The sequence below is a fragment of the Pararhizobium sp. DWP1-1-3 genome (assembly GCF_049896125.1).
In the GTDB taxonomy this organism is placed as follows: Bacteria; Pseudomonadota; Alphaproteobacteria; order Rhizobiales; family Rhizobiaceae; genus Pararhizobium.
In genome coordinates, this window is the sequence record NZ_JAFCTR010000013.1 from 67618 (window position 1) to 80293 (window position 12676).

The 12676-nt window shown below is 60.2% G+C and carries 11 protein-coding genes; all 11 read right to left on the minus strand.

The window, feature by feature from the left end:
* Nucleotides 1-35 precede the first annotated feature (35 nt).
* Nucleotides 36-803 (minus strand): biotin--[acetyl-CoA-carboxylase] ligase, encoded by a 768-nt coding sequence (locus tag ACP7BS_RS22510; protein WP_426239886.1) that lies wholly within the window; start codon nt 801-803, stop codon nt 36-38.
* On the minus strand, nt 800-2242 hold the full coding sequence (gene nuoN / locus ACP7BS_RS22515; protein WP_426239887.1) for an NADH-quinone oxidoreductase subunit NuoN: 1443 nt from the start codon (nt 2240-2242) through the stop codon (nt 800-802). The genes ACP7BS_RS22510 and nuoN overlap by 4 nt, the downstream gene beginning before the upstream one ends.
* An 18-nt stretch (nt 2243-2260) precedes the next feature.
* Entirely contained in the window at nt 2261-3772 is a 1512-nt protein-coding gene (locus ACP7BS_RS22520; RefSeq protein WP_426239888.1) for an NADH-quinone oxidoreductase subunit M, read from the minus strand.
* Nucleotides 3772-5769 (minus strand): NADH-quinone oxidoreductase subunit L, encoded by a 1998-nt coding sequence (gene nuoL / locus ACP7BS_RS22525; protein WP_426239889.1) that lies wholly within the window; start codon nt 5767-5769, stop codon nt 3772-3774. The genes ACP7BS_RS22520 and nuoL overlap by 1 nt, the downstream gene beginning before the upstream one ends.
* Before the next feature lie 7 nt (nt 5770-5776).
* Nucleotides 5777-6085 (minus strand): NADH-quinone oxidoreductase subunit NuoK, encoded by a 309-nt coding sequence (gene nuoK / locus ACP7BS_RS22530; protein ID WP_037107776.1) that lies wholly within the window; start codon nt 6083-6085, stop codon nt 5777-5779.
* A 27-nt stretch (nt 6086-6112) separates the two neighbouring features.
* On the minus strand, nt 6113-6727 hold the full coding sequence (locus ACP7BS_RS22535; RefSeq protein WP_426229998.1) for an NADH-quinone oxidoreductase subunit J: 615 nt from the start codon (nt 6725-6727) through the stop codon (nt 6113-6115).
* 140 nt (nt 6728-6867) lie between these two features.
* Nucleotides 6868-7359 carry an NADH-quinone oxidoreductase subunit NuoI gene (nuoI, locus tag ACP7BS_RS22540; protein ID WP_113314430.1) on the minus strand — a complete coding sequence of 164 codons (492 nt, stop codon included), beginning with the start codon at nt 7357-7359 and terminating at the stop codon, nt 6868-6870.
* A 64-nt stretch (nt 7360-7423) separates the two neighbouring features.
* Nucleotides 7424-8467, minus strand: coding sequence for an NADH-quinone oxidoreductase subunit NuoH (nuoH, locus tag ACP7BS_RS22545; RefSeq protein ID WP_060641215.1), 1044 nt, complete (start codon nt 8465-8467; stop codon nt 7424-7426).
* Nucleotides 8468-8487: 20 nt separating this feature from the next.
* Nucleotides 8488-10569, minus strand: coding sequence for an NADH-quinone oxidoreductase subunit NuoG (gene nuoG / locus ACP7BS_RS22550; protein ID WP_426239890.1), 2082 nt, complete (start codon nt 10567-10569; stop codon nt 8488-8490).
* Between the two features lie 110 nt (nt 10570-10679).
* Nucleotides 10680-11366, minus strand: coding sequence for a hypothetical protein (locus ACP7BS_RS22555; protein WP_426239891.1), 687 nt, complete (start codon nt 11364-11366; stop codon nt 10680-10682).
* 5 nt (nt 11367-11371) lie between these two features.
* On the minus strand, nt 11372-12676 hold the full coding sequence (nuoF, locus tag ACP7BS_RS22560) for an NADH-quinone oxidoreductase subunit NuoF (RefSeq protein WP_060641218.1): 1305 nt from the start codon (nt 12674-12676) through the stop codon (nt 11372-11374).

Sequence of the window (12676 nt, forward strand, 5' to 3'; positions counted from 1 at the left end):
TGATTGATTGCGCCTTATGTCACCCGAAAGGGGGTCTATCCAAAAAATACATCGCCTGCGGCGATGCGTTGAACCGTGCCTGCCCCAAGATCGAGCATCAGCCGGCCGTCTTCATCTATGCCTTCAAACATGCCGGAAAGCGAGCGATCCGGCAGGTTGACTGTAATCTTCTGGCCGATCCCGCCTGCTGCGGACCGCCATTGTGCAATAATCTCTGCGATCCCGTCGCCACGGTTCCAGGTATTCAACGCGTCGCTCATGCTTCGAAACAGATGGGCAAAAAGCTCGTCCGGTGAAACGGCGGCACCTTCCGCCTGCAGGCTGGTGACCGGATAAAGCCCATGATCCGGCGCCAGCGCGACATTGATGCCGCAGCCGATAACCAGCGCATGATGCCCGTCCGGCAGGCCTTCGCCTTCCAGCAGGATACCGCAGCACTTCTTACCGGCAATCAGAATATCGTTCGGCCATTTGATCGAGACCGGATTTGCGCCTGATGGCATGACCGCCTGGATCGCCCGATGCACCGCAACGGCGACTGCCAACGGCAGCGATTGCAGTTTCTCCATCGGCGCCGGGTCGATCAGAAGCAGCGACGCGTAAAGATTGCCCGGCTCCGACGCCCAGCTGCGGCCGCGCCGGCCCCGGCCGGAAATCTGCCGTGCTGCGGTGATCCAGTGAAGTCCCGGGTCACCCGCACGCGCACGGATTAGGCATTCCGTATTCGTCGATCCGACATCGCCAAGCGCCGTATGCCGGTAATTATCAAGCGAAACTCTGCCGATCCGGTCCTGTCCTGTCAAAAGAACGTCCGCGCTGCAACTTCGGCCGCTGTACCGATCGGTCCGCCGATCAACACATAGGCAAGAACGAACAGACCCGAAAGGCCGTAGACCAGGCGCAACACGCCGGAAGGCCGTGCAAACTCGCCCTTGGCTTCATCGAACCACATCAGCTTGATGACGCGCAGATAGTAGTAGGCGCCGACGACGGAGGCGAGAACACCGATGATCGCCAGAGCATAGAGATGCGCTTCGATGGCCGCCATGAACACGAAGTATTTGGCAAAGAAGCCGGCGAGCGGCGGAATGCCAGCCAGCGAGAACATCATCACGGTCAGCACCGTCGCCATGAACGGGTTGGTCTGCGACAGGCCGGCGAGATCATCGACGCTTTCGACGTGATTGCCGTCCTTGCGCTTCATCGCCATGATGCAGGCAAAGGTGCCGAGCGTCATCACCACATAGACCAGCATGTAGATGAGCACGCCACGCACACCGGCCATCAAGCCGCTGGACAGGCCGACGAGCGCATAGCCCATGTGGCCGATCGACGAATAGGCCATCAGTCGCTTGATGTTCTTCTGGCCGATGGCGGCAAATGAGCCGAGCAGCATCGAGGCAATCGAGATGAACACGACGATCTGCTGCCAGTCCGTGACGATCGGCTCGAACGGCGAGATCACCAGACGGATCAGCATGGCCATCGCGGCAACCTTCGGAGCCGCGGCAAAGAAGGCGGTGACCGGTGTCGGTGCGCCTTCATAAACGTCCGGCGTCCACATGTGGAACGGAACGGCCGAAATCTTGAAGGCGACGCCAGCAAGAATGAAGACCAGACCGAAGACCAGGCCGAGCGAACGGCCTTCTGCCGACAGCGCAGCAGCGATGCCGTCAAAACCGGTATGGCCGGTGAAACCGTAGACCAGCGACATGCCGTAGAGCAGCATGCCGGACGACAGCGCGCCGAGTACGAAATACTTGAGGCCCGCTTCCGTCGAACGCAGATTGTCGCGGTTCATCGCGGCAACGACGTAGAGCGCCAGCGACTGCAGTTCGAGCGCCAGATAGACCGAGATCAGATCGTTGGCCGAGATCATCAGCAGCATGCCGAGCGTGGCCAGCACGATCAGAACGGGGAATTCGAACCGGTCGATGCCGGTCGAACGCGCCTCGCCCGCCGACATGATCAGCGCCACGATGGAGCCGAACAAGGTCAGCACCTTCATGAACTTGGCAAACGGATCCGACAGGAAGGCGCCGTTATAGGCCTGTCCGTCGCCGGTCTGCCAGACCAGCCAGACACCGGACACGGCGAGCAGGCCGACCGCAAGACCGGTGACCAGACCGGACGATTTCTCGCCGGAAAAGACGCCGATCATCAACAACACCATGGCGCCGACCGCAAGGATCAGCTCCGGGGTCGACAGGTGCAGGCTAGCGAGGAATGTTTCAGCAGTCATTTCAATCCCGTCCTGTCGTCATTTCGCCGAAAGCGCAACGTCATGCGCTGCCTGCACGGCCGCAGTGTAGTTGTTGATAAGCACGTCCACCGAAGCCGCCGTCGCATCGAAGACCGGAGCCGGATAGACGCCGAAGAAGATGGTCAGCACGATCAGCGGATAGAGCAGCGCCTTTTCACGGCCGGACAGATCCAGCAGCGATTTCAGGCTGTCCTTGTCGAGTGTCCCGAAGATCACCCGGCGGTAGAGCCAAAGAGCATAACACGCCGACAGGATGACGCCGGTGGTGGCGAAGAACGCCACCCAGGTGTTGGCCCGGAAGGCGCCAAGCAGCACGGTGATTTCACCGACGAAGCCAGACGTGCCCGGCAGGCCGACGTTCGCCATGGTGAAGATCATGAAGGCGACCGCATATTTCGGCATGTTGTTGACGAGCCCGCCATAGGCGCTGATCTCGCGGGTGTGGGTGCGGTCGTAGACCACGCCGACACAGAGGAAGAGCGCGCCGGACACGAGGCCGTGCGACAGCATCTGGAAGATCGCACCCTGGACGCCTTGAGTATTGGCGGCAAAGATACCCATGGTCACATAGCCCATGTGGGCAACCGACGAATAGGCGATCAGCTTCTTGATGTCGGACTGCATCATCGCCACCAGCGAGGTGTAGATGATCGCGACAACCGACAGCGTGAAGACGAAGGGTGCGAAATACTCGGATGCGAGCGGGAACATCGGCAGCGAGAAGCGCAGGAAGCCGTAACCGCCAAGCTTGAGGAGAACGCCAGCCAGAATGACCGAGCCCGCCGTCGGCGCCTGAACGTGCGCATCGGGAAGCCAGGTGTGGACGGGCCACATCGGCATCTTCACCGCAAACGAGGCGAAGAAGGCCAGCCATAGCCATGTCTGCATCTGCGCCGGGAACTGATAGGCGAGCAGTTCTGCAATGTCGGTCGTGCCGGCCTGCCAGTACATCGCCATGATGGCGAGCAGCATCAGCACCGAGCCGAGCAGCGTGTAGAGGAAGAACTTATAGGCAGCGTAGACGCGCTCCTTGCCACCCCAGACGCCGATGATGATGAACATCGGGATCAGGCCGGCTTCGAAGAACACGTAGAACAGCACGATATCGAGCGACACGAAGACGCCGATCATGAACACTTCCAACAGAAGGAAGGCGATCATGTACTGCTTCAGGCGCTTTTCGACCGAGAGCCAGCTGGCCACGACACAGAACGGCATCAGGAAAGCCGAGAGCACCACGAACAGCATCGAAATGCCATCGATACCGAGATGATAGGAGATGCCCGTGCCGAGCCAGGCATGCTTCTCGACCATCTGGAAGCCGGGGTTCGACTGGTCGAAGCTCCACCAGATCCAGCAGGATACCAGGAAGGTAACAACTGTCGTCAGCAATGAGATGTTGAGGATATTGCGGCGGCCGGCGGCGCTGTCTTCACGCACCAGAAGCAGAAGAGCAACACCGACCAACGGCAGGAAGGTGACCGCGGAGAGAATGGGCCAATCGGTCATCAGAAGGAGCTCCCGAGCATCATCCAGGTAACGAGCGCCGCGATGCCGATGAGCATCACGAAAGCGTAGTGATAGAGGTAACCGGTCTGCAGGCGAACGACGCGGTCAGTGACGTCCATGACGCGGGCGGCAATACCGTTCGGGCCATAGCCGTCGATGATCCGGCCATCGCCTTCCTTCCACAGGAAGGTGCCGATGCGCTTAGCGGGACGAACGAACAGGAAGTCGTAAAGTTCGTCGAAATACCACTTGTTGAGCAGGAACTGGTAGAGACCACGATGCTGCTCGGCCAGATACTTCGGCGTCTCCGGCGAACGGATATACATGTACCAGGCGGTGACGAAGCCGAGGATCATGGCGATGAACGGGCTGAGGGCTACCAAAGCCGGCACGTGATGGAACTCGTCAACCAGTTCGTTGCCCGGCAGCGTGAACAATGAGCCCTGCCAGAATTCGGCATATTCGTGGCCGTAGAAATATCCCTCACCGAGGAAACCGGCAACCACGGCGCCGAACGCCAGGATGTAGAGCGGGATCAGCATGACCTGCGGCGATTCGTGAACGTGGTGCATAACCTCGTGGGACGCGCGCGGCTTGCCGAAGAAGGTCAGGAACATCAGGCGCCACGAGTAGAAACTGGTGAACAGGGCCGCAATGACCAGAAGCGTGAAGGCGAAACCGCCGACCGAGGAATGCGACGCATAGGCCGCCTCGATGATCACGTCCTTCGAGAAGAAGCCCGCGAAACCAAACGAGGTGAACGGGATGCCGACGCCGGTGATCGCCAAAGTGCCGATCAGCATCATGGCAAAGGTCACCTTGATGTGCGGACGCAGGCCGCCCATGTGTCGCATGTCCTGTTCGCCATCAACGGCATGGATGACCGAGCCGGCGCAGAGGAACAGCAATGCCTTGAAGAAGGCGTGCGTGAACAGGTGGAAGATCGCAGCGCCGTAAGCGCCTGTTCCGAGCGCCACGAACATATAGCCGAGCTGCGAGCAGGTCGAATAGGCGATGACGCGCTTGATGTCGTTCTGGACGAGGCCGACGGTTGCCGCAAAAAACGCGGTGATCGCGCCGATGACGGTAACGACCATCAGAGCCGTATGGGACAATTCGAACAGCGGCGACATGCGGGCGACGAGGAAGACGCCGGCCGTGACCATGGTCGCGGCATGGATCAGTGCCGACACGGGCGTCGGGCCTTCCATGGCGTCCGGCAGCCAGGTGTGCAGCAGGAACTGCGCCGATTTGCCCATCGCGCCCATGAACAGCAGCAGGCAGACGCCGGTGACCGCATGGGCCTTGTCGAGATGCATGCCGAACAGGTTGATGACGACCTCGCCACCCTCGGCAGCGCCCTCAGCCGGCAGGTAGCTGGCAGCAGCGGCAAAGATGGTTTCGAAGCTGATCGAGCCGAACAGCACGAAGACGCCGAAGATGCCGAGCGCGAAACCGAAGTCACCGACGCGGTTGACGATGAAAGCCTTCATCGCCGCAGCCGATGCCGACGGCTTCTTGTACCAGAAGCCGATCAGCAGGTAGGACGCAAGACCCACCCCTTCCCAGCCGAAGAACATTTGCAACAGGTTGTCCGACGTCACCAGCATCAGCATGGCGAAGGTGAACAGCGACAGATAGGCAAAGAAGCGCGGCCGATGCGGGTCGTGGTGCATGTAGCCGATCGAATAGAGGTGAACCAGGCAGGACACGGTGTTGACGACGACGAACATGACGGCGGTCAGCGTATCGACCCGGAAGGCCCATTCTGCATCGAAGCTGCCGGACTGGATCCAGCGCATCACGCTGACCTTGATCAGCTCCGTCTCGCCGAGTGCGACGTGGAAGAACACGACCCAGGACAAGACGGCGACAATAATCATGAAGCCGGTGGTGACGTATTCCGAAGCCTTGGCGCCGATCGAGGTGCCGAACAGGCCCGCGATCAGGAAGCCGATCAGCGGCAGGAAGACGATGGCTTGAATAATCGTATTCATTGGCCGCTCAGCCCTTCATCATGTTGACGTCTTCCACGGCGATGGAGCCGCGGTTACGGTAGAAGACGACGAGAATTGCAAGACCGATTGCGGCTTCCGCTGCCGCGACGGTCAGAATGAACAGGGCGAACACCTGGCCGGTGATGTCGTTCAGGAAGTGCGAGAACGCGACCATGTTGATGTTCACCGCGAGCAGAATGAGTTCCACCGACATCAAGATGACGATGACGTTCTTCCTGTTGAGGAAAATGCCGAAGACGCCCAGTATGAACAGGATGGCGCTGACGGTCAGATAGTGGGAAATACCGATTTCCATGATGTGTTCCTTGACCTCGCGTCCGTCTTAAAGGCCCTGCCCCGACTTCACCTTGACCACTTCAACAGCGGTCTTGGGCGAACGGGCAACCTGTGTGGGAATATCCTGGCGCTTGATGTTGTCGCGATGGCGCAGCGTCAGAACGATGGCGCCGATCATGGCGACCAAAAGAACCAGGCCGGCAATCTGGAAGAAGTAGACATAGTGCGTATAGAGCACGTCGCCGAGTGCGGCCGTGTTGGTGCGATCGGCGATGGCCGGGATCGGCATCGAGATCGACTTGGCGATTTGCGGCGAAAACGAGCTGCCACCGACCACGATGATCAGCTCGGCTGCCAGCACCAGGCCGATCAGCGCGCCGACCGGCGCATATTCCAGCACACCAGACCTCAGCTGCGTGAAGTCGATGTCGAGCATCATCACCACGAAGAGGAAGAGAACCGCGACCGCGCCGATATAAACGACCAGCAGGATCATCGCCAAAAACTCGGCGCCCGTCAGAAGAAACAGGCCGGCGGCGTTGAAGAACGTCAGGATCAGGAACAGCACGGAATAAACAGGGTTCCGCGCAGAAATCACCATGAACGCCGACGCAACCGCGACGAATGAAAAAAGATAGAAAAACAGAGCCTGCAGACCCATGATCGGTGCCTTTTTCGTCTTCCCCGGGCAGGCATGGCAGCGAGGCCATCCTTCCCACTGGCGCACCGGCTCATGCCGGCCACGCCCAAGATCAGTGTAACGCCGGCCTCAAACGGCAGGCGCAGTCCCCATGCAAAGTCTCAGCGGTACGGCGAGTCCATTGCAATGTTGCGGGCAATTTCGCGCTCCCAACGGTCGCCGTTGGAAAGCAGCCGGTCCTTGTCGTAGTAGAGTTCTTCGCGCGTCTCGGTGGCGAACTCGAAGTTCGGGCCTTCGACGATCGCGTCTACCGGACAGGCTTCCTGGCAGAAACCGCAATAGATGCACTTCACCATGTCGATGTCGTAACGGACCGTGCGGCGCGTGCCATCGTTGCGGCGCGGGCCAGCCTCAATGGTGATCGCCTGGGCAGGACAGATCGCTTCGCACAGCTTGCAGGCGATGCAACGTTCTTCACCGTTCGGATAACGGCGCAGTGCATGTTCGCCACGAAAGCGCGGGCTGATCGGCCCCTTTTCAAACGGATAGTTCAACGTTGCCTTCGGCGCGAAGAAATAGCGCATCGACAGGAAAAACGCGTTGACGAATTCCTTGAGGAACAGCGAACTGACGGCTTGCGACAGACCTGCCATCATCAACCTCCAAACATGCCGGCCTGGGAGGCGCCGGCTGATTTTGCGAAACGGGACGTAAGCATCAGGCCCACACCACCAGTTTCAACGTGACTGCAACAATGAAGACCATGGCGAGCGACAACGGAAGGAAGACCTTCCAGCCCAGACGCATCAGCTGGTCGTAGCGGTAGCGCGGCACGAAGGCTTTGACCATGGCGAACATGAAGAACACCATCGAAGACTTCAGGATGAACCAGATGATGCCCGGAACCCAGTTGAGGAACCATACATCGACCGGAGGCAGCCAGCCGCCGAGGAAGAGGATCGTCGTCAGCGCGCACATCAGGCAAATGGCGGCATATTCGCCGAGCATGAACATCATGTACGGGGTCGAGCCATACTCGACCATGAACCCGGCGACCAGTTCCGATTCCGCTTCGACCAGATCGAAGGGCGGACGGTTGGTTTCAGCCAGCGCCGAGATGAAGAAGATGATGAACATCGGGAACAGCGGCAGCCAGTACCAGTCGAGGAACGAGCCAGGCAGGCCCATCATCGTCCCCAGGCCATCGCGCTGCGAATCGACGATATCGGTCAGGTTCAGCGAACCGGCGCAGAGCAGCACGGTGACGATGACGAAGCCGATCGAGACTTCATAGGAGACCATCTGGGCGGCGGAGCGCAGCGCTGACAGGAACGGATATTTGGAGTTCGATGCCCAGCCGCCGATGATGACACCGTAAACCTCAAGCGAGGAAATGGCGAAAACATAGAGGATGCCGACATTGATATTGGCCATCACCCAGTTGGCATTGAGCGGGATAACCGCCCAGGCTGCAAGCGCCAAAGTCACGGAAACCAGCGGCGCCAGCAGGAACAGCACCTTGTTCGAACCGGCCGGAATGACCGGCTCCTTGAAGACGAACTTCAAAAGATCGGCGAAGGACTGGAAAAGTCCCCACGGGCCTACCACATTCGGTCCACGGCGCATCTGCACCGCTGCCCAGATCTTGCGGTCAGCCAAAAGGATGTAGGCGATGAAGATCAACAGCGCGACCAGAAGCAGCAGCGACTGGCCGATCATGATGGCCGTTGGCCAGACATAGGTCGAAATGAAAGCGTCCATTGTGTCTTATTCCCTCGCGCTCATTCCGCCGCAGCTTTGAAATTGTTGCGTGCCAAAGCCGAACATTCGGCCATGACGGCGGACGCGCGTGCTATCGGGTTCGTCAAATAGAAGTCTTTGACCGGAGACGCAAACGCCGATTTGCCCATCTCACCGGCTTTTTGTGCAAGTGCGGCAATTTCACCCGTTACGCCCGTTGCAATCATGTCGATCGCAGCGAAATGCGGGTGTGCCGCGTAAAGTTTTCCGCGCAATTCACTAAGCGAATCAAATGGCAGCTTCTTGCCGAGCACGTCGGAGAGAGCGCGAATGATCGCCCAGTCCTCGCGGGCGTCGCCCGGTGCAAAGCCTGCACGGTTGCCCATCTGGACGCGGCCTTCGGTATTGACCCAGAGGCCCGACTTCTCGGTATAGGTCGCGCCCGGCAGGATGACGTCGGCGCCGTGTGCACCTTCGTCGCCATGCGAACCGATATAGACGGTGAAGCCGGCGGTCTTGCCGGAGAAATCCATTTCGTCGGCGCCGAGCAGGAAAAGAACGTCCGTTCCGGTCAACATTTCGGCAGCAGTCTTGCCCCCCTCACCCGGCACGAAGCCAAGATCGAGACCGCCGACGCGCGACGCTGCGGTGTGAAGAACCGCAAAACCGTTCCAGTCTGCGGTGACGGCGCCAATGGCACCTGCGAGCTTGGCGGCGGCAGCCAGAACCGAAGCGCCATTCGCCCCGGAGATCGCACCCTGGCCGATGATGATCATCGGACGCTGTGCATTCTTCAGCACGCTGAGGAACTTGCCCTTGCCGGCAACCAGTTCGGCGAGCGTGTCCGTGCCTGCGCCGAGATAATCGTAGGAATAACGCAGTTCCGCCTGTTCGCCGATCACGCCGATCGGGAAATTGGCCATCCGGAAGCGCTTGCGGATCCGGGCGTTCAGAACCGAGGCTTCAAAGCGCGGGTTCGATCCGATGATCAACAGCGCGTCGGCGCTTTCGATGCCCTGGATCGTCGGGTTGAACAGATAGCTTGCGCGGCCGAACGACGGATCGAGCGCTGCGCCATCCTGGCGGCAGTCGATGTTCTTCGAGCCGAGCGAGGAAATCAGTTCCTTCAGCGCGTACATTTCCTCAACGGACGCCAGATCGCCGGCAATCGCGCCGATCCTGTCGCCGCTGGTCTTTGAAACTGCCGATTTGATGGCGGCAAAGGCTTCATTCCAGCTGGCAGGCTGCAGGCGGCCGTCCTTCTTCACGTAAGGGCGGTCGAGACGCTGGGTCTTCAGGCCATCCCAGATGAAGCGGGTCTTGTCGGAAATCCACTCTTCGTTGATCTCTTCATTGACGCGCGGCATGACGCGCATGACTTCGCGGCCACGCGTATCGACGCGGATCGCCGAGCCGACGGCATCCATGACGTCGATCGATTCGGTCTTGCCGAGTTCCCACGGACGGGCGTTGAAGGCGTAGGGCTTGGAGGTCAAAGCACCAACCGGGCAGAGATCGACGACATTGCCCTGAAGCTCCGAGGTCATCGCCTGCTCGAGATAGGTGGTGATCTCGGCATCTTCGCCACGGCCGATCAGGCCGAGTTCGGCAATGCCTGCGACTTCGGTGGTAAAGCGGACGCAGCGCGTGCAGTGAATGCAGCGGTTCATCACGGTCTTGACCAGCGGGCCGATATACTTGTCTTCGACGGCGCGCTTGTTCTCGTTATAGCGGGTCGAATCGACGCCGAAGGCCATTGCCTGGTCCTGCAGGTCGCATTCGCCACCCTGGTCGCAGATCGGGCAATCGAGCGGATGGTTGATCAGCAGGAATTCCATCACGCCTTCGCGGGCCTTCTTGACCATCGGCGTGGTCGTGAAGACTTCCGGCGTTTCTCCGTTCGGGCCGGGACGCAGGTCGCGCACGCCCATGGCGCAGGAGGCTGCCGGTTTCGGCGGCCCTCCCTTCACCTCGATCAGACACATGCGGCAGTTTCCGGCGACCGAAAGCCGCTCATGGAAACAGAAGCGCGGAACTTCGGCGCCGGCTTCTTCGCACGCCTGAAGCAGCGTGAAATGATCCGGGACCTCGATCTCTTTTCCGTCGACTTTCAGCTTTGCCATCTTCGTACTCAATCCTGTCGTTCATTCGCCAGCCAAAGCGGCGAACAGATATTATAAAGGCACGCTAACCCGTTGAACGAAAACCACCGGCCCCCGCCCGAAACTCAATCTCAACCCTTCATCAGGGCCTTTGCCTGCTCGACCCAGCCGTCCCGCGCGATACGGCCGGCAAAACCCAGCTGGTCGTCGAAACGCTGCACGTCCTTATCGCTCCACAAAGCGACATCGGCATAACGCCGCACGCCCATTCCATTCAAAACCTGTTCCAGCTTCGGTCCGATGCCGGAAATCCGCTTCAGATCGTCCGCCTGCGTTTCGACAACGCGGGCAACCTTCTGCCGCTTCGGCTTTTCGGCCTTGACCGGCGCAACCGCAACCGGCTCGGCCGCCGCTGGCTTCGCCTTTGCCGGCCGGGGCTTGGCCGGAGCCTTGCCGGGCGCCTTCGCCTTCACTACCGGCTTAGCCTTTGCCGCCGCAACCGGTTCCACTAAAGGTTCGGCTTCTTCTGCCGCCTTCTTTTCATCCGCCACAACACCGGTCTTCTGCGCCGTTTGCGCCAGCCCCTGCATCGCCCCAAGCATGAAACCGGCGATCTGGCTGGTCATTCCGAAACCGATCGCCGTTGCCGCCGCCATGGCTGCCGCTGGATGCTGCATCAGCGGATGCAGCGCAGCCTTGGGCATGTCCTTCAACCACTCGGCCATGCCGAACGGATCATTGCCGGCCGGCGGCACGGTCGAGGGTCCGGCAGGTCCTGCCTGCTTCCCCTTCCCCGTTTCGTGTCCCGGCCTTGCCATATCGGTTACTCCGCCGCAGCCAGCACCGCGCCATGCGATGATGAGTTGCGGGTGTATTCGTCGATGCGCGCTTCCATCTCAGGACGGAAGTTGCGGATCAGGCCCTGGATCGGCCAAGCCGCCGCGTCGCCGAGCGCGCAGATAGTGTGGCCTTCGACCTGCTTGGTGACATCGAACAGCATGTCGATTTCACGCTTCTGGGCGCGGCCCTGAACCATGCGTTCCATGACGCGCATCATCCAGCCGGTGCCTTCGCGGCACGGCGTGCACTGGCCGCAGCTCTCGTGCTTGTAGAAGGCTGCGAGGCGCCAGATGGCCTTGATGATGTCGGTGGAGCGATCCATGACGATGATGGCGGCGGTACCGAACGACGACTTGACGTCACGCATGCCGTCGAAATCCATCGGCGCGTCGATGATATCCTCGGCCTTGACCACCGGACAGGACGAGCCGCCTGGAATAACGGCCAGAAGATTGTCCCAGCCGCCGCGGATGCCGCCGCAATGGCGCTCGATCATTTCGCGGAACGGTGTGCCCATCGCGTCTTCGAACGTGCACGGCTTGTTGACGTGGCCAGACACCATGAACAGCTTGGTGCCGACATTGTTCGGTCGGCCGATGGCCGAGAACCAGGAGGCGCCACGGCGCAGGATGGTCGGGGCGACGGCGATCGATTCGACGTTGTTGACCGTCGTCGGGCAGCCATAGAGGCCCATATTGGCCGGGAACGGCGGCTTCAGGCGCGGCTGGCCCTTCTTGCCTTCGAGGCTTTCGAGAAGGGCCGTTTCCTCGCCGCAGATATAGGCGCCGGCGCCGTGATGGACGTAGATGTCCATGTCCCAGCCGAGCTTGTTGTTGATGCCGAGAAGACCGGCGTCATAGCATTCGTCGATCGCCGCCTGCAGCGCTTCGCGCTCGCGGATATATTCGCCGCGCACGTAGATATAGGCGACATGCGCGCCCATGGCGAAGCTCGCGATCACGCAGCCTTCGATCAGCGTATGCGGATCGTGGCGCATGATGTCGCGGTCCTTGCAGGTACCGGGCTCGGATTCGTCGGCGTTGACGACGAGATAATGCGGGCGGCCGTCGCTTTCCTTCGGCATGAAGGACCACTTGAGACCGGTCGGGAAGCCAGCGCCACCACGGCCACGAAGGCCGGAAGCCTTCATCTCGTTGATGATCCAGTCGCGGCCCTTTTCCAGGATCTGCTTGGTGCCATCCCAGTGGCCACGGCCCATCGCGCCCTTGAGCGACTTGTCATGGATGCCGTAGATATTGGTAAAAATTCGATCTTTATCGTCGAGCAT